This is a genomic window from Niallia oryzisoli, assembly GCF_036670025.1.
GTDB classification, from domain to species: domain Bacteria; phylum Bacillota; class Bacilli; order Bacillales; family Cytobacillaceae; genus Bacillus_BD; species Bacillus_BD oryzisoli.
This window is the reverse complement of the sequence record NZ_CP137640.1, coordinates 4,295,104-4,312,591: the sequence shown is the minus strand read 5'-3', so window position 1 is coordinate 4,312,591 and position 17,488 is coordinate 4,295,104. Positions and strand designations below refer to the sequence as shown.

Below are 17,488 nucleotides of genomic sequence, written 5' to 3'. Positions count from 1 at the left end.
GAACCGTCCCCATGTCACGTTTTTCTCTCCTTGCTCGTCATGTTTGTGAGTGATGATTAAGGGGTGGATAGGTATAGATGGTCATGTGTTTGATGTAGTGATTATTGGCGGTGGATTGACTGGGTTGACGGCAGCGGTTTTTTTAGCGCAAGGCGGAAAAAGGGTGGCAGTTCTCGAAAAGGGGAAGGGTTTTGGAGGCAGGGCTGTGACGAAGGAAATGGCAGGTTCCTATTTTAATTTAGGTCCTCATGCTTTTTATAAAAAAGGAGTGGCTGCTCGTGTATTAAGAGAGCTTGGAATAAAGCTGGAGGGAGGAAGCCCAAGTACCAAAGGAGCTATATATGTGGAGGAGCAAAAATTTCAATTGCCTGGTACGATGATGGATTTATTCAGAACGAAGCTGTTAACTTGGAAGGAAAAAAGAGAATTTGTTTCCCTTTTAATGAATATACAAAGAATGAATCCTCAGAATTTTTATAATCAGACCATACAGCAATGGGTAGAGACTAGGTTGAAATCAAAGCGGAATCAAGAGTTGTTTTATGCATTTTGTAGGTTAGCCAGTTATATTAATGCACCAACGATTGCAAATGCCGGGGTTATTCTTCGCCAGCTGAAAACATCCTTGAATGGTGCTGTCTACGTTGATGGCGGATGGCAAACAATCATTGATCAGCTCAAGGAAAAAGCGGAAAAGCTTGGTGTTGTTTTACTAAATAATTGTAAAGTAGAACAAGTGGATATGCACGAGGAAGTGAAGGTTATTTCTTTGACGAAAGTGGGAGGACAAAAGAAAATAGGGGCAGGATGGGTTCTTTTTACAGCTGCGCCAAAAGAAATCTTACGCTTAGTGAAGGATATTCAACATACTCATCTTGGAAATATGCTTAGTAATAGTATACCTGTCAAGGCAGCTTGTTTAGATGTAGCGTTAAGCCGCTTAACTGAACCACAGCAGCATTTTGCCCTTGATTTTGAAAACTCACTATACTATTCCAATCATTCTCAAGCGGCGAAACTTGCAGTTAACCCGAAGCACCAAGTGGTCCATGTCATGAAATATTTAACACCGGGGGGAAATCCTCAACCGGACCAAGTGAAAACCCAGCTTGCAGCTTTTTTAGAAAAAAATCAACCCGGTTGGGAGGTCAATCTCGTGGCCCAGCGTTACATACCTCATCTAATCGTTACCGGCCGTAGGGGCTGAAAATATTATGGATTTTGCAGCAATGGAATTCCCGGGACTGATGCTTGCAGGAGAATGGGTAACAAACGACTTTCTTTTAGCAGAAGCGGCGCTTTATACGGCCAAAAAAGCTGCAAGTGTAATTTTAAGTGAGGTGAATGATGCCATTGTCTATAAGTAAAGAGGAAATCATTTTTAAACAATACAGAGCGTTGCTTTTTTCAATTTCCTATCGAATGCTAGGAAGTGTCACAGAAGCAGAAGACATCGTGCAGGAAACGTTTTTATCCTATTTTCAGCATGATACAGGGGCGGTCAAAAATGAAAAAGCCTATTTATGTAAAATGGCTATCAATCTTTGCCTTGATACACTGAAATCTGCTCGAAAAAAACGTGAGGTTTATGTTGGACCATGGCTGCCTGAACCTATTTTGACGCCGGTAGAACAGGATGATCCCGCAGATCAAGCCATTGCAAAGGAAAGTCTGTCCTTTTCCTATTTACTGCTCATGGAGAAATTGTCTCCTGTGGAACGAGCTGTTTTCCTCCTTCGAGAAGTGTTCGGATTCAGCTATCGTGAAATAGGAGAAATCGTTACTAAAACAGAAGCCAACTGTAGAAAAATTTTTACAAGATTAAAAGAAAAAATCGGAGCAGAAGTTCAGGTGACAACGCTGAACAATGATAAAAATCAAACAATCATTTCTGAATTTATCCAAGCCTTTCAAAATGGTGATATGGAAAAAATCATGACACTTGTATCAGAAGAAGTGGTGTTATATTCCGATGGAGGCGGAATCGTCAAAGCTGCCATAAAACCTATCTATTCGAGAAATCATGTACTATCATTCTTAACAGGAATAGCCGCAAAAGCACCGGCTGACCTCATTACAAAGTTTCAAAACATAAATGGACAACTAGGGGTTGTCAATTACATTAACTCCTACCCCCACAGCGTCATCAGCTTTCAAGACCAAAACGAACAAATAACCAACATCTATATCAACCCAGAAAAGCTTCAGTGGAGATAGAAGCAGAGGGACGGTTCTCCTGCTTCCTTGATGATGGATCATTTTCCGGTCATAACAGATATCAAAAAAAGAGTTTGAATGTCTGAACCATAGACTCCCAAACTCTTTTTCTATATGTCTAAGGTGTTTCCCATGAAAGGGTAAAACTGCCTTTATGATTTTTACCTTCTACCTGTAGTTTATATACACCGGCATCCCGAATTTGAACACTATTGCCCGGATTCAGGGTGCTGATCACTTTTTCTTCAGAATCAAGTATGACTGCTTTCAGCCTGCCTTTTTCTGTATGGGCAGTCAATGTTATTTCTAAAACCTCTCCAGGTTCAACTGTTACTTGCTTATAATATTTTCCTGAAAAACTACTATATTCTCCCGCAATTTCATGCTTGAATGAATCAATTTCCCCTACGGTAATGGTGTAAGAACCTCCCGAACAGCCAACAAACATAAACAACATAAGCATCAGCAACAATAAAGTTCCAAGCTTTTTCATCTTTGGATTCTCCCTTTATCGATAGTAAGAATGTTGATGATACAAAATCTTTACTTCAATAAGTAATACGTTTGAAGAAGAAAAATGTTCAGAATGTCAAAAAATTGTCATAGATTTTATTGGTTCCTTAAAATTTGGAAGCAAGAGAACCGTCGCTCTGCTTCTTAAAAAATTATTTTAAAAAAGCAGATTGACAGATTTGTATATACAAGTTACAATGAAAACGTTCCCAATAAAACATGTATATACATGTTGGTTTGGAATGAAAGCGGATTAATATTCGAAATGTGTTTTACAAATACTTTTATTAAGTTCTTCGAGAGAAGAGGGGGAAAAACGATGAGTAACTTTACTCAACCTGCAAAAGAACTGTTGGAGCACGTAGGCGGCAGTGAAAATATTTCTGTTGTGACACACTGTGCCACAAGAATGCGTTTTGTTTTAAATGATCCGAAGAAGGCGGATATTGATAAAATTGAAGCTCTTAAGCTAGTAAAAGGAACGTTTACTCAAGCGGGGCAATTCCAGGTAATTATCGGGAATGAAGTGTCTTCTTTCTATAATGAATTTATTAAAATAGCAGGTGTAAGTGACACCTCAAAGGATGAAGCGAAGGAGGCTGCGAAACAGAATATGAACATTCTTCAGCGGATGATCGCTCACCTTGCAGATATCTTTACACCGTTAATTCCAGCGATCGTTGTCGGGGGTCTTATTCTTGGATTCCGAAATATCATCGGCGACATTAAAATGTTTGAGGATGGCACAAAAACGTTAGTTGAAATTTCTCAATTCTGGGCCGGAACGCATGCGTTTTTATGGCTGATTGGGGAAGCAATCTTCCACTTCCTTCCTGTTGGGATTACATGGGCGGTTGCAAGAAAAATGGGTGCGACACCAATTCTAGGTATTGTGTTGGGGATCACGCTAGTATCACCACAACTCCTAAATGCTTATGCTGTTGCCGGTGCGACAGAAATTCCTTTCTGGGATTTTGGTTTTGCGAAAGTAGATATGATTGGTTATCAGGCCCAAGTCATTCCGGCTATCCTTGCAGGTTTGTTATTATCTTATCTTGAATTGAAATTACGTAAGATTGTACCAAATGCAATTTCGATGATTGTTGTCCCATTCTTTGCCTTAGTACCGACTGTTCTTATTGCTCATATCGTATTAGGACCAATTGGTTGGAAAATCGGTTCTTTCATCTCTGATGTGGTTTATTCTGGTTTAACCTCTGCATTTGGCTGGTTATTTGCAGCAATTTTTGGCTTTGCCTATGCACCGCTTGTTATTACAGGTTTACACCATATGACAAATGCGATTGATCTTCAGCTGATGAGTGAGCTTGGCGGAACAAACCTATGGCCAATGATTGCTCTTTCAAATATTGCTCAAGGTTCTGCCGTACTAGCGATGATTTACATTAATCGAAAGAACGAGGAAGAGAAGCAAGTATCCATTCCGGCTGCCATCTCTTGTTACCTAGGTGTAACAGAGCCAGCGATGTTCGGTATTAACTTAAAATACGGCTTCCCATTCTTAGCAGCGATGATCGGTTCCCTTGTTGCTGCTGTTATCTCAGTTGGAAGCAATGTGATGGCAAACTCCATCGGTGTCGGCGGTCTTCCAGGAATCCTTTCCATCCAGCCGCAGCACATGCTGACATTTGCAATTGCGATGGTAGTAGCCGCTGTGATTCCGTTCATTTTAACAATCGTATTTGCTAAAACGGGTATGGCGAAGTTTTCTTTTAAAAGAAAATAAACAAACAAAATACGAGGGGAACAACTAGTTGTTCCTCTTTTACTATTTAGGATATTTATGGGAAAAACTCGTTCAATTTTATAAAAGGAAAGGTGTTAAAATATGACTCAGCCTTGGTGGAAAAAAGCGGTTGTGTATCAAATCTATCCAAAGAGTTTTAATGATACGACCGGTAATGGTGTCGGTGATATACAGGGGATTATCGAGAAGTTAGATTATTTAACAAAGCTAGGCGTGGACGTGGTCTGGTTAACTCCGATTTATGAATCTCCACAGCGTGATAATGGATATGATATCAGTAACTATTTTCAAATATATGAACCATATGGAACAATGGAGGACTTTGACCTTCTTTTAACCGAAGCGCATAAGCGTAAGATTAAAATCATTATGGATATTGTCGTGAACCACACGTCAACGGAGCATCAATGGTTTATTGAATCGAGATCTTCTAAAGACAGTCCGTACCGAGATTATTATATTTGGAAGGATGGAAAAAACGGTGAACCGCCAACGAATTGGGAATCAAAATTCGGCGGGAATGCCTGGCAATATGATGAAGAAACAGGGCAATATTTTCTTCATTTGTTTGATGTCACACAGGCAGACCTTAATTGGGAAAATGAACGGGTTCGAAAAGATGTTTATGATATGATGAAGGTATGGCTTGATAAAGGGGTTGACGGGTTTCGTCTCGATGTCATTAACTTGATTTCGAAGGACCAGCGTTTCCTTGATGACGACGGCACCATTGCGCCCGGGGATGGACGCAAATTTTACACCGATGGGCCAAAAATTCACGAGTATTTACATGAAATGAATCAAGAGGTATTTTCAAAGTATGATATCATGACAGTTGGAGAAATGTCGTCGACTTCCATTGATAATTGCATTAAATATACTCATCCTGACCGGCAGGAGCTGAATATGACTTTTAGCTTCCACCATTTAAAAGTGGACTATCCGAATGGAGAGAAATGGACAAAAGCAGATTTTGATTTTCAGAAGTTAAAGCAAATCCTTTCTTCATGGCAGGTGGAAATGAACAAAGGCGGCGGTTGGAATGCTCTATTCTGGTGCAACCATGATCAGCCGCGAGTCGTATCACGGTTTGGCAATGATGAAAAGTATCACCGCGAATCGGCCAAAATGCTGGCTACGGCGATTCATATGATGCAGGGAACTCCCTATATTTATCAAGGCGAAGAGTTTGGGATGACCAACCCGAATTTTGAGAGTATCGATGACTACCGAGATGTGGAATCATTAAATATGTTTAAGATTCTCAAGGAAAAAGGAATGTCAGAGCAGGAAGTTCTTGCTATTTTAAAGCAGAAATCCCGTGATAATTCAAGAACGCCTGTACAATGGAACGACAGTACGAATGCCGGCTTTACAACAGGAACCCCGTGGATCCAGCCAGCTGCCAATTACAAGGAAATTAATGCAGAAAAGGCATTGGCTGATAAGAATTCAATTTTTTACCATTATCAAAAACTCATTGGGCTGCGAAAAGATTATGAAATTGTGACATCGGGAAATTATGAGTTGCTATTAGATGATCATGATGCTATTTTTGCTTATATACGGAACAATTGTGATGAAAAGCTGCTCGTTGTGAACAATTTTTATGAAAAAGAAGTCGAGTTCCAGCTGCCTGAACAGATTGATTTAACGGATTTCAGCAGCAAAATTCTTTTGTCCAACTATGTTGATTCGTCACAAAATCCGAAAAACTTTACATTAAGACCATATGAGTCGATTGTCTATCACATAAAAAAGTAAACTGGGGTTTTGACTATGACAAATAAGTATTTGATGATCCATAATGAAATTGCCAAGCAAATCGATAAAGGGGAATTTGCGACCCATTCACTATTGCCTTCTGAGCATGAGTTATGTGATCGTTACAATACCTCTCGGGAAACCATCCGTAAGGCCTTAAATTTGTTATCGCAAAACGGTTATATTCAAAAGGTCCGTGGGAAGGGCTCGATTGTCATAAAAAGCACGAAGATTGATTTTCCTGTTTCCGGTTTAGTGAGCTTTAAGGAATTGGCAGATAAAATGGGAGAGAAGCCGCGTACATTTGTCGAGGAGCTTTCGCTCGTTAAGGCGGAAACATATATTCAAAAGCAGCTGAATCTTTCAAGCAAGGATCAGGTGTGGCAGGTGCTCCGGGTAAGAGAAATGGGCGGGGAAAAGGTGATTCTTGATAAGGATTATTTGTATAAAAAATTCGTCCCGACCCTTACCAAGGAAGTGTGTGAAAACTCTATTTATGAGTATCTTGAAAAAGAGCTGGGTTTAAATATTAGTTTTGCTAAAAAAGAAATTATCGTCGAAGAACCAACGGAAGAAGACAAACAATTATTGGATTTAGAAGGCTTCCATTCCATTGTTATCATTAAAAACTATGTCTATCTTGACGACACCAGTCTCTTCCAATATACGGAATCTAGACATAGACCCGATAAATTTAGATTTGTCGATTTTGCGAGAAGAATACATCAATAACACCCATATAAAATTCGTTCCTACGCTGATAAATCATATCAATACCACAATTTTTAGAATTGTGGTATTTTTTGTGTACACGATGAAATACAATTAATAACACAGGAATTGTCCTAACACCTTTGATTTGTGAAATTTATAAGAAGTTTTCTCTTTTTTTAATACAAACAAATTAATAAGTTTTATAATAGTATTATAATAATTTTTAATCATATAGGAGGTCTTCTAGATGCTTTCTAATATTGGTGTACCGGGATTAATTTTAATTCTACTCTTGGCTCTTATTGTTTTTGGACCAAAGAAGCTTCCTGAATTAGGCCGTGCTGTTGGTCAAACTCTAAGCGAATTTAAAAAGTCAACACGTGAACTAACCAGCGATATAGTGGAAGAAATAGATGAAGTGAAAAAAGAAGTAAAGAAAGAGGTGTGAGATATTTCTCACATCTTTTTTTTGTTAGGCTAAAGCTTTTATTGCACTACAGATTAATATATAAAGATGCACAGGGACGGTTCTTTTGCTTCCAAAATTGGAAGCAAAAGAACCGTCCCCTTGTTTTATAGGTTTAATAAATGTTGAACGGCATAGGCAAATCCGTTGTCGTCATTTGTTTTGGTGACGATATCGGCTTCCTGCTGTACTGAAGATGGGGCGTTGCCCATCGCAATGGACGTTGTCGCAACTTTGAATTGGCCAACATCGTTGCCGCCATCCCCAAATGCGTAGATTTCGTCGAATGGCTGGTTCGTTAGTTGCTGGTAGCGCAGGAGGGCAGTTCCTTTATCGGCTTCAATAGATGTAAACTCTACATTGTTTGGGTGTGAGGATGCCATGGACACTTCCAATTTCCCTTCGATTGCTTTTTTAGCCTGATCAATTTTTTCAAGCTGATCATGTCGTGATACAGCCATGACCTTATAAATTTTTACGTTTTCTTTTGCTAAAATTTGCTCATAATTATAATCCTGGAAAATCGGTTCGATTTCTTCGGGACGTTTATCTTGGATGTCTGGATTTCGACATGGAAAGCCGCCTTGATTGGTATAGACCATGATCCATAATCCTAATTGATGTAAAATCGGAAACAATTTTTTATAGGTTGGGATTGGCAAAGATGCTTCAAATAAGGGTTCTCTCGTTTTAGAGTAGATGATGGTTCCATTTATGCTGATAATGGGCGGCTGAAGCGTTTGTATAGCATCCAATTTGATGACATCTTCCACTGCCCGGCCTGTGTTAATAATGATGCTGTGTCCTTGCTTCTGTAAATCTTGCAGGACATGTAGATTTTCTGTTGAGATTTCATGCTGTGAATTTAATAATGTACCGTCTAAATCGATGGAGAAACATTTCATTTGATTGATTCCTTTCTTATTATATAAAGTTTACTATAGCAAAAATTTCGATTAGAAAAAACTTTTTTTGATTAGAAGGATAAAATCAAGTAAAATTTCTATTATTTCTCGTGGGGAATAAGTTTCTTTCAGTCGTGTATCTTATTAACGTATGAATTGAATTTTAACGAATGAAAAGGGGGATCACAATGGTTAACCAAAACTTCGAGAAGTTTAGAAAAATTCAAAGTCAGCATAAGAGTGAATATGGCGGGGAACGTGGCAGAGGCAGCAATAAAAATGACTATAATACCCAGGAAAATACAGATAAATCACCGGGATCTGCTGGTAGAACATTATAGTTAATTACGATTGGTTGAAGGAGCGAGAGAAATTCTTGCTTCTTTTTTTTTACAAAATTTGTACATAGTTAAAGGACAAATACATATACTGTATTATAACAAAGGAAAATTAAGTAAAACTGTATTATAAAATGGAGGCGACTTAGATGTTACAAAACCCAGTTGAATTTTTTAAACAATTACCGCAAAAGGAGTGTGCTGAATGCGGTCAAATGATTGAGGAGCAGGCAGAATCTTATCTTATGGAATGTGATCATTGCTTATCAAAGCGGGATGAATAATCATAAATACTTAATGAATATAACAAACTCTTTGTAGGATCTTTCATCCTTATGAAGGGTTTTTTGTTTTTAAATGGTTATTTGAAATTCGTATAGGAAGAATTTCTCGAACTTAATTAAAATACATCACAGTATAATATTTTGGTTCAATTTCCTCAAAATACTTAATCAAACTGAAAATAAATCCTTTAAACCGTTCTTCTGCTTCCAATAATTAACCACCTGAAAAAACAAGTGGATTCTGGTGTGAGGGTTATACTATGGATGTAGTGTTTGAAAGGGGGAGAAGGATATGGACTTAGAATGGTTTGACAGAGTTTGTGGTGAGCTGGAGGATAGTCTTGATTCTATTTGCAGTAAGTATGATGAAAATGGCGGGATGTCTGTAGAACGCGGGGCAAAGCATCCCAGAATTGACTTTTTCGTCGAAAATGGAGATGTAGATAGAGATTATTTTTGTACGATTTATTTCGATCCACGAAATGAAGAATTCTATATTGAATCCTTTGATCCAGATCTTGGCTATGAAAGTAAGGTTGTGTTGGCTGATATCGAGGACATCATTGATGCGGTTCATGAAAGCTTCCATATTTATATGGATGACGATATTTCAGTCGTTGAGGATCTGTTGGCTGATGATACCGAGTATTATGCTTCTGATGATGAGTTAGAATTGTTAGATGGCGATGATGAGGACCCAGAAATTTACTTAGAAGAAGTAGATGTAGAATGGGAAACTCCTGAAGTAACCGCTTATTATTTAGAAAACGAAGTGGAAGTTACGTACCAGTTCGGGATTGTTCAGGAGACGGGGGATGGTGTATTAAGACGTGTCAACCGTATCTGGACAGATGAAGATATGCTAAAAGATGAAACGAATTTTATATTCAGTAAAGAAGAAGCAAGTACGATTATTGCTATGATTGCCAGCCATATGGATTCACTTAGTCCGATGGAATATCACTAAATGAAATAAGTTTTGCTGCCTTTAGTGGGCGGTTTATAATTTTTAGTATAACGATGTTATTAAAAAGGAGAACTCTTATGGCGAATAATGAAAAGATTACAGACGTGGTCGATCAGCCTTCAATGGCTAAGAGCAGCACTGACCTTGGTGTGGAAAAGCAAACAAAGAATGCAAAGCTTGCAAGTAAACCTAAAATTGGCGAAACCATTATCGGTGATGATGGTATAACCGGGCGTATTAGATAAGAGAATGATAGGTGGTCGAATAGATATGAAAAGTCAGCGAATACCGGAACATAAATTAAATTATACAACAACTGTGGACCAAGCTCTTGATAATATGGAATCTAAGCCTGTTTCCAACCCTTTAACAACAGGTAATTCAAAAACAAGCGAGGCAGCAACTGCTCACGCAAACGAAGTGAAGTAAATGAAGAGAATGGCTGCTCAAACAGAAGCAGCCATTCTTTTCATTATATAAAGTGAATCCTTTATCTTATTTGGAAGCAGGAGAACCGTCCCTCTGCTTCTTAGGAAATGAAAATCGGTTGTCGTTGGATGACTTGGATGGCGAGGTCGATGGAGAGATTGTTTTCTACTTGGGTGAAGAGTTCTTCTTTGATTGTTGCACCTGTTGGAAGTGTGTAGTTTGAGACTTCGATTCCTTTATTGATTGGTTCACTTGATTCGATGATGGTACTTTGAATTAATTCGCAGTAAGAAAGTTCGTTGAAATGGTGTGTTGAATGATGATGTATATGACCTGGGTCATTAGATAACCTTTTATTCGAATGGTTGTAACCATTTGGTATTGAATTTGAGATGGAATAATAATTTTCATGACGGGTGTTCATTTTTGGTTGTTTGGGAATCGTTAGATAGTCTTTTAGTTTAATTTTCCTTTCGAATGGAAAATTTTCTATTAGGAAGGACATAGAAATACCGTCCGTATAGGAAATGTTTTTACGAATAAATCCTTTAATAAATAACTGGTTGGTTGGCAGGATAAGCCTGCATCCTGTTATTTTCACTCTTTTTTTCATGTCGACAATTTCGAGAACTGGTTTTGGAAATTCTGTCACATAGGATAAATCCACTTGTAAATTAAGATCTGTAATAATCATCGGTGCGGTTGATGCTCTGTTTCCGATGGCTATTTTATGCTGATGTATGTCTTCTTCCTCATCACAAAAGAAAAAATCAAATTCTTCATTCATTTTGTCTCTGATCATTTTATACCTCCTAGGGCAAATAATAGTTATTTTATGCGGTATAAAAGTCTATGTATAGGGCTTTGCCTAAGACAAGATTGAATTTGTATTTAATTAATGGCATTGTGAGGGATTAGGTAAAAATTACCATCCCTCACATGCATGTTCAACTGTATCAGAATGGGGTCTAAGGTGAATGATGTAAGGTTACAGAAACTAATTTTCATAACTCAATGAGGAAGTGTATAAGGATGCTGGCAATACTATGATTTTGTAAAATCTTTTTATTAAAAATTATTCAGAATCACAGTCATCGTCATTACTTGTTGAAGATACGAATAGATGCTGATTTTGGAGGATTTTTATGGTAAAGTCAATGACTAATTTATCTTCTGTTTCTTTAAATGTACCTTCATTTATGAGACCGGGTGTTTCGATGGAATGCCGATTAACTGCCTCAACCCATTCAATGATTTTACTGTTAACTAATTCGCAGTATGGAATTTCATTATAATACTCAGAACTGGCTTGATGGAATTGGGATAGGTCGCTTGATAACATTTCATCTTTTTCTGGGAAATCGGAAGGCATAGGTTTCGATAGATAAAAATCAAACTCATGGCGGTTGTTTGTTTTAGGCATAATTGGTTTTGCAATGAAATTTTTAATTTCGGTTATCAGCTCAAATGGAATATGCACGGTTAGTGAGTGTAAATCCGTTGAAACGGTTGTAGCAGTTGAGGATTGCTCCGTAAGAGCTGAATATTGAATATTTTTACGGACATATCCTTTAATAAATAATTTATTTGTTGGCAATAATAGTCTACATTGTGTAAGAACCAGCGTCTTTTTAACATCTTTAATCTCTAGAACGTCTTCAGGAAAGGTCGTTCTGTGAACGGTTTGAACCTGTAAGCTAGGCTCTGCTATAACGACGGGTACCTTTGTAAGTACCTTACCGATCGTTATTTGCGGCCGGTGACTTTTTTGCACGAAATTATCTTGAAGGTGTTTTTTATTATTATTTGACATATTTAATCCTCCTACTGGGAACAGAATAGTGTATTCTATGCTGGGCGTATAACCATGTTTGGGCATACGCCCAGAGACAAGGGTGAAATTGAAATAAAAACTTTGTCTAGGCTAAAGTCACATTTTATAAAAAATATTCATCATTCCAGCTGTTGAACATATACTGTACTATAACAATTTAAGATCGTTTGAATCTGTATTATAAAAAAGGAGAGGTAAATATGCGTAGTACAGTAGATGTAAAAGAATTACCTAAAAAGGTATGTGTGGAATGTGGCCAAATCATAGATGAGAAGGTTGAATCCTTTCTAATGGAATGTGATTATTGCTTATCAAAGAAAGAGGAATAGACAAAAGAAGCAAATTGCACGAAAATCTCCAATTAAATGGAGGTTTTTTTGTATTGTTTTATGTTCTATAACAGGATATTTCAGGGTGATCTTGCCTCTTTGATCCCTTTTGAATTGACAATTTCCAGAAAGTACTTTAGTTTATATCTTACATGTTTATAGAAGGTCGTGAACAAGATGAACACAATAACTGAAGAGGAAACGAAACAACATTGGAAACGGAATATTATTCTCTTTTTAAGCAGCCAAACGATTTCGCTTTTTGGTTCCTCGTTAGTTCAATACGCTATTTTTTGGTATATTACTCTTTCGATGAATTCCGGCGTGATGATGACGGTCTATATTATATGCGGTTTCATCCCGACTTTTATTTTGTCTCCGATTGCTGGGGTATGGGCTGATCGTTACAACCGAAAGCTGTTGATTATGTTGTCAGATGGAATGATTGCTATAGCTACACTAATCCTCGCCATTGTTTTTCTAATGGGGTATGATGAAGCGTGGCTGCTTTTTGTCATTGCATCAATCCGTGCCCTCGGAACAGGAGTTCAAACGCCTGCAGTTGGAGCGATTCTTCCGCAAATTGTGCCGAAGGACAAACTAACTCAGGTTAACGGGACAAACGGAAGTATCCAAGCTGTGATCATGTTTGTATCGCCGATTGTCAGCGCAGCATTACTTTCCGTAACGACTATTGAAAAGATTTTCTTTATTGATGTCGTGACGGCAGCGATTGGTATTCTAACCTTAGTTCTCTTTTTCCATATTCCATTACATAAGAAAGCATCGGAAAAACAAACAACAAGTTATTTTTCCGATTTAAAGGAAGGCTTGTCCTATATTAGACAAAATGATTTTCTAAAGATTTTCTTTCTGTTTTTTGCTATTTTCTTTGTCTTAATGGCACCGGCTGCCTTTTTAACACCGCTGCAGGTGACCCGCACGTTTGGGGATGAAATTTGGAAGTTAACGGCTATTGAAATAGCTTTTTCTGTCGGAATGATGGCAGGCGGGGGGATTATAGCGGCATGGGGAGGCTTTCAAAATAAAATACATACAATGACCTTTGCTAGTCTAGTCATGGGAGCCTGTACTTTTGCACTTGGAATCGTGCCAAATTTTTGGATTTATCTAGTGTTTATGGCCGTAACGGGAATAGCTATGCCTATTTTTAATACCCCAACTAACGTATTATTGCAGGAAAGGGTGGACGAAAATTATTTAGGAAGAATCTTTGGTGTCTTTGGAATGATTTCCACTTCCATGATGCCAATCGGAATGCTTATCTTTGGACCGCTCGCAGACATTGTCCCCATTGAGTGGCTTCTCAGCGGAACCGGATTACTAATGCTCATTCTTACCATCCTTTTTGGTCGAAACAAAGTACTGCTGGAACAGGGTGCAGGTACATTAGCGCCAAAATGATTAAATAAATGTCGAAATTTTTGTAGAAAAATGTCGGTAATTTGAATTTTTTTAAAACAACTGTAACTAAAATCACATGTTATAATGAATTTGTCGGTAAGAAAAGTAAAAAAATGACAATGGAAGAGTGGGATTACTATGTTACTAGAAGGATTAATTAAACGCTTTAAATCAGAAAAAAAACGTAACCCATCACATGTAAATGAACTACTGGATTATGTCCAAAAAAACTACCTTTCTGGCGAACTAACCATAAAAGAATACAAAAACCTATTTTTTGAACTAGACAAACAAAATGCAGTAAAACCAAGTTTCTCATAAAAAGTACATGGGGACGGTTCTCTTGCTCCTTTGGAAGCAAGAGAACCGTTCCCATGTTTTTTTATGCATTCACTAAATGAGTTTCAGGTACGGTTGGTAAGATGACTTCTACGGTTGTTCCTTCGTTTAGTTTACTTGAAATTTTTAATTCGCCATCGTGATTTTCAATAATTTTAAAGCTGGTCATTAAGCCTAAACCGGTCCCTTTTTCTTTTGTTGTATAGAACGGTTCGCCAAGTGTCGGTATCCGGTCTGCCGGGATCCCAATGCCGTGGTCAATAAATTTAATAGAAACTTTGTCTATTTCCAGTTTATTAACTTTTACATCAATATTTCCGCCATTTGGCATGGCCTCAATGGCGTTCTTCAAGATATTAATAAACACTTGTTTTAAATGATTTTCTTCACAGACAATGGTTGGAATATCTGCTTCAAATTCAACAAAGATTTGGACATTGTTTAAAATAGCCTGTGTGTTAACAAGAGTCACGACATCTTTGATTAAATGCTTTATTTCCCTGTCCTTGAATTCCATGGCAGTTGGTTTGGCCAATACTAGGAATTCACTAATAATGAGATTAATCCGATCTAATTCTGATAATACTAGCTCGAAATGTTCTTGATCATCGGTATATTTCGCTTTAAATAGTTGCAGGAACCCCTTGATGGAAGTCAGCGGATTCCGAATTTCATGAGCAATCCCTGCAGCCATTTGCCCGACAAGTGCCAGCTTTTCTGATTTCTGCAGAAGACCTTCTGTTTCTTCTTTTTTATCGGTAATATCTTTAAAAACAGATAGAGTAGCCATCTTCCCTTCATACATAATTAACCGGCTCGAGATTTCGACGAAAATTGTTTTGTGATCGAGCCGCATTAATTTTTGTTCCACATTATTAGTTGGTTTTTTCTCTTGGTGGAGAAGAACCATCCGTTTTTTCGCAAGTTCTTGGTAGTTCGGAGAAATAAAATGATAGATGGATTTTCCGATTATTTCATCTTTGTTTTTCGCTCCAAGTAATTCTTTCCCAGCCTCATTTACGTAAATTGTCATATTTTGATAATGGATAAGGATAGAATCCGGTATGGTTTCAATTAATTGCTGGTAGTTCTTGTCCGTTTCGTTCATTCTTTCAATATAAAATGATAATTTATCATATTGTTTGCCAATCAACCAAGCAATAATAATTACTGCAATTAAATCAATGAACAATTTCCAAGTTGAAAAATCTCTAAACAATAGAAGACTAATCAATTCAAAAAAAATGAAAATACTTATAATAAATAGACGTCCCTTTATTTTCATGAATTATATCCTCTTATACTATAGTTGTATAATATATTTTAACATAAATAACAAGGAGATGTCCTAAAAGCAAAGGCGTCAGGCTCCATGTTATCGAAAATGCGACTATATGTAAATATCGGATGCCTGACACCGTTTGGGCCACCCTATATTTCTAAAAAAAAAACCGCATACATAATGCGGTCCAAATGCTGGTTTATTATTGACTTATACCCAGTATAGAGTATGCAATGAAGCTTAAATGTGCATATAAAAAGGAAAAAATTTTTCTACTTTATTTGATACATATTAAGTGATTTGAACAGATTTCAAAAGCTTAAGCTGGCAAGCTAATGATCCTTTTCACTAATAGTCACAGTGAACTTCATAAACAAGTGATCAGACGGAAACGTTTTGATTTTGGAGAATTCTAATCTTAAAATCAATTACCATTTTATCATCAATCGTTTGAAAAGGAACTTCTTGACAAATAAGTTGGCCGGATGGACTGTAAATATTAATATTTCGTCTATACTCCCGCTGATCTCTAAAAATGGCTTCATCCCATTCAATGATGTTACTTGAAATCAATTCACAGTACGGCAGGTCATTATAAAATTGATCACTATTTTGGTGGAATTGGGACAGGTCACTTGAAAGCATCTCATCTTTTTCCAGAAAACCTGAAGGCACAGGCTGCGGAACTAAAAAATCAAATTCATGACGACTGTTCTTCTTAGGCAGCACTGGTTTCGAAATAAACTCCTTAATTTCTGTAATTAACTCAAAATCAATATGTTCAGTATGTGATTTGAGATTGGAATCTATAATAGGAGTCAGGAAGGGTTCAAAACCTCGTGTATTTTGCTCCAGTGTTTGTTCCGGAGGACGATTGTCTCCATTATGCTCCGCTTCGAAATTGATGGGAGATGCATACTGAATATTTTTACGAACAAACCCTTTAATAAATACTTTATTTGTCGGAAGTAAAAGACGGCATCTCGTAATAACCAATTGTTTCTTTATATTTTTAATCTCTAATACAAAGTCATGAAAGTCAGTTACATGGAACATATCTTTTTGGATATAAACCTCTGCTAAGACGACTGGAACCTTTGTCACCATTTTGGCCTTGTGATGGTGTTGTTTTTCCGGCTCACAATCGAAGTAATCATCAAATATATATTTTTCTTTTTTTATATCAGGCATATTTAAATCCTCCTACAGGGCACAGACTAGTGTATTCTATGCAGTACAAATGACTATGTATAGGTATGCGCCCAGTAACAAGGAACAAGTGATTTTATTTATCTCCAAGAATAGAATGTAAGTATTGCAGTGCCTTCTCTTTACTTCCGGAATATTTCTCTTGACGCTGCTGGTCTTTTTTCATTTTTTCGATTGCTGTCTGGAGGATTTGTTCTGCTTTTCCTGCAGGTACAACGATGACACCATCTGCATCACCCACGATGATGTCGCCTGGGCTGACACTTACGCCGCCGCAGGAAATAGGGACCTGCAGCTCTCCAGGTGCTGCTTTTGCACTTGCTGAAATGGTGGAAGCACGGCAAAATACAGGAAAATCCAAGTCCCTGATACCTTGGATGTCACGAATAGCTCCATCAATGATGATTCCCTGAAGTCCCATGTTTTGGGCCAGGCTAATGACAAAATCACCTGCAACGGCCCGCTCGGTATACCCTTTTCCGTCAACAACCAGTATGTCTCCTGGTTTAGCATCTCTAATTCCTCGTAAAATTCCTGTATTATCACCTGCAGGAATACTGACCGTAAACGCTCTGCCAGCGATTTTGTAAGTTTCCTTTAGTGGTTTGATTGCTGTATTCATATGGTTATATCCTTGTAACGCATCCGATATACCTGTTGTAGGTAAGCCAAGAAACCTTTCTTCGAGTGATGACATAATTGAAT

General features: G+C 37.6%; 22 protein-coding genes. 15 read left to right on the top strand and 7 right to left on the bottom strand.

What is annotated here, in order from left to right:
• The first annotated feature begins 52 nt into the window (after positions 1 to 52).
• From R4Z09_RS21625 to R4Z09_RS21615, 3 genes are read left to right on the top strand one after another with little or no spacing between them, the layout of a single operon-like run.
• Positions 53 to 1,207, top strand: a complete 1,155-nt coding sequence (locus R4Z09_RS21625) for a phytoene desaturase family protein (protein WP_338448794.1) — start codon at positions 53 to 55, stop codon at positions 1,205 to 1,207.
• A 7-nt stretch (positions 1,208 to 1,214) separates the two neighbouring features.
• Entirely contained in the window at positions 1,215 to 1,367 is a 153-nt protein-coding gene (locus R4Z09_RS21620) for a hypothetical protein (protein WP_338448793.1), read from the top strand.
• Positions 1,354 to 2,217, top strand: a complete 864-nt coding sequence (locus R4Z09_RS21615) for an RNA polymerase sigma-70 factor (protein WP_338448792.1) — start codon at positions 1,354 to 1,356, stop codon at positions 2,215 to 2,217. Before R4Z09_RS21620 ends, R4Z09_RS21615 begins: the two co-directional genes overlap by 14 nt.
• 118 nt (positions 2,218 to 2,335) lie before the next feature.
• Here the strand turns inward: R4Z09_RS21615 and R4Z09_RS21610 are convergent, their stop codons facing one another.
• Entirely contained in the window at positions 2,336 to 2,710 is a 375-nt protein-coding gene (locus tag R4Z09_RS21610) for a hypothetical protein (RefSeq protein WP_338448791.1), read from the bottom strand.
• A gap of 339 nt (positions 2,711 to 3,049) precedes the next feature.
• On the opposite strand from R4Z09_RS21610, the gene treP reads away from it, so the two are divergent.
• The 4 genes from treP to R4Z09_RS21590 all read left to right on the top strand — a co-directional run bounded on the left by treP (position 3,050) and on the right by R4Z09_RS21590 (position 7,424).
• Positions 3,050 to 4,477 (top strand): PTS system trehalose-specific EIIBC component, encoded by a 1,428-nt coding sequence (gene treP / locus R4Z09_RS21605; protein ID WP_338448790.1) that lies wholly within the window; start codon positions 3,050 to 3,052, stop codon positions 4,475 to 4,477.
• A 102-nt stretch (positions 4,478 to 4,579) separates the two neighbouring features.
• A complete protein-coding gene (treC, locus tag R4Z09_RS21600; protein ID WP_338448789.1) occupies positions 4,580 to 6,262 on the top strand; it encodes an alpha,alpha-phosphotrehalase in 1,683 nt (560 codons plus the stop codon).
• Between the two features lie 15 nt (positions 6,263 to 6,277).
• Positions 6,278 to 6,994: a trehalose operon repressor gene (gene treR / locus R4Z09_RS21595; RefSeq protein WP_338448788.1), complete on the top strand. Its 717-nt coding sequence runs from the start codon at positions 6,278 to 6,280 to the stop codon at positions 6,992 to 6,994.
• 229 nt (positions 6,995 to 7,223) lie between these two features.
• Complete coding sequence (locus R4Z09_RS21590) at positions 7,224 to 7,424, top strand: twin-arginine translocase TatA/TatE family subunit (RefSeq protein WP_338448787.1); 201 nt, start codon at positions 7,224 to 7,226, stop codon at positions 7,422 to 7,424.
• A 125-nt stretch (positions 7,425 to 7,549) separates the two neighbouring features.
• Here R4Z09_RS21590 and R4Z09_RS21585 read toward each other — a convergent pair whose 3' ends face one another.
• Positions 7,550 to 8,347, bottom strand: coding sequence for a Cof-type HAD-IIB family hydrolase (locus tag R4Z09_RS21585; RefSeq protein WP_338448786.1), 798 nt, complete (start codon positions 8,345 to 8,347; stop codon positions 7,550 to 7,552).
• Between the two features lie 188 nt (positions 8,348 to 8,535).
• Between R4Z09_RS21585 and R4Z09_RS21580 the strand changes: the two genes are divergently transcribed.
• From R4Z09_RS21580 to R4Z09_RS21560, 5 genes are all read left to right on the top strand, one after another.
• Positions 8,536 to 8,688, top strand: coding sequence for a hypothetical protein (locus tag R4Z09_RS21580; RefSeq protein ID WP_338448785.1), 153 nt, complete (start codon positions 8,536 to 8,538; stop codon positions 8,686 to 8,688).
• A gap of 146 nt (positions 8,689 to 8,834) precedes the next feature.
• A complete protein-coding gene (gene yhfH, locus R4Z09_RS21575; protein ID WP_338448784.1) occupies positions 8,835 to 8,969 on the top strand; it encodes a protein YhfH in 135 nt (44 codons plus the stop codon).
• Between the two features lie 292 nt (positions 8,970 to 9,261).
• Positions 9,262 to 9,936, top strand: a complete 675-nt coding sequence (locus tag R4Z09_RS21570) for a hypothetical protein (protein ID WP_338448783.1) — start codon at positions 9,262 to 9,264, stop codon at positions 9,934 to 9,936.
• Between the two features lie 77 nt (positions 9,937 to 10,013).
• Positions 10,014 to 10,181 carry a hypothetical protein gene (locus R4Z09_RS21565; RefSeq protein WP_338448782.1) on the top strand — a complete coding sequence of 56 codons (168 nt, stop codon included), beginning with the start codon at positions 10,014 to 10,016 and terminating at the stop codon, positions 10,179 to 10,181.
• 25 nt (positions 10,182 to 10,206) lie between these two features.
• Positions 10,207 to 10,365, top strand: a complete 159-nt coding sequence (locus R4Z09_RS21560; RefSeq protein ID WP_338448781.1) for a hypothetical protein — start codon at positions 10,207 to 10,209, stop codon at positions 10,363 to 10,365.
• 100 nt (positions 10,366 to 10,465) lie between these two features.
• Here the strand turns inward: R4Z09_RS21560 and R4Z09_RS21555 are convergent, their stop codons facing one another.
• Together R4Z09_RS21555 and R4Z09_RS21550 are read right to left on the bottom strand one after the other, a co-directional pair.
• Positions 10,466 to 11,167, bottom strand: a complete 702-nt coding sequence (locus tag R4Z09_RS21555) for a hypothetical protein (RefSeq protein ID WP_338448780.1) — start codon at positions 11,165 to 11,167, stop codon at positions 10,466 to 10,468.
• A gap of 273 nt (positions 11,168 to 11,440) precedes the next feature.
• On the bottom strand, positions 11,441 to 12,178 hold the full coding sequence (locus R4Z09_RS21550) for a CsxC family protein (protein WP_338448779.1): 738 nt from the start codon (positions 12,176 to 12,178) through the stop codon (positions 11,441 to 11,443).
• A 221-nt stretch (positions 12,179 to 12,399) separates the two neighbouring features.
• Between R4Z09_RS21550 and yhfH (R4Z09_RS21545) the strand changes: the two genes are divergently transcribed.
• The 3 genes from yhfH (R4Z09_RS21545) (at position 12,400) to yppF (ending at position 14,274) form a co-directional block, all read left to right on the top strand.
• Positions 12,400 to 12,528: a protein YhfH gene (gene yhfH / locus R4Z09_RS21545; RefSeq protein WP_338448778.1), complete on the top strand. Its 129-nt coding sequence runs from the start codon at positions 12,400 to 12,402 to the stop codon at positions 12,526 to 12,528.
• A gap of 177 nt (positions 12,529 to 12,705) precedes the next feature.
• Positions 12,706 to 13,953 carry an MFS transporter gene (locus R4Z09_RS21540; RefSeq protein WP_338448777.1) on the top strand — a complete coding sequence of 416 codons (1,248 nt, stop codon included), beginning with the start codon at positions 12,706 to 12,708 and terminating at the stop codon, positions 13,951 to 13,953.
• 138 nt (positions 13,954 to 14,091) lie between these two features.
• Positions 14,092 to 14,274 carry a YppF family protein gene (gene yppF, locus R4Z09_RS21535; RefSeq protein ID WP_338448776.1) on the top strand — a complete coding sequence of 61 codons (183 nt, stop codon included), beginning with the start codon at positions 14,092 to 14,094 and terminating at the stop codon, positions 14,272 to 14,274.
• A 61-nt stretch (positions 14,275 to 14,335) separates the two neighbouring features.
• Here yppF and R4Z09_RS21530 read toward each other — a convergent pair whose 3' ends face one another.
• The 3 genes from R4Z09_RS21530 to R4Z09_RS21520 all read right to left on the bottom strand — a co-directional run bounded on the left by R4Z09_RS21530 (position 14,336) and on the right by R4Z09_RS21520 (position 17,480).
• Entirely contained in the window at positions 14,336 to 15,577 is a 1,242-nt protein-coding gene (locus R4Z09_RS21530; RefSeq protein ID WP_338448775.1) for an ATP-binding protein, read from the bottom strand.
• Between the two features lie 378 nt (positions 15,578 to 15,955).
• A complete protein-coding gene (locus R4Z09_RS21525) occupies positions 15,956 to 16,765 on the bottom strand; it encodes a DUF3794 domain-containing protein (RefSeq protein ID WP_338448774.1) in 810 nt (269 codons plus the stop codon).
• 94 nt (positions 16,766 to 16,859) lie between these two features.
• Positions 16,860 to 17,480 carry an RraA family protein gene (locus R4Z09_RS21520; protein WP_338448773.1) on the bottom strand — a complete coding sequence of 207 codons (621 nt, stop codon included), beginning with the start codon at positions 17,478 to 17,480 and terminating at the stop codon, positions 16,860 to 16,862.
• Positions 17,481 to 17,488 lie beyond the last annotated feature (8 nt).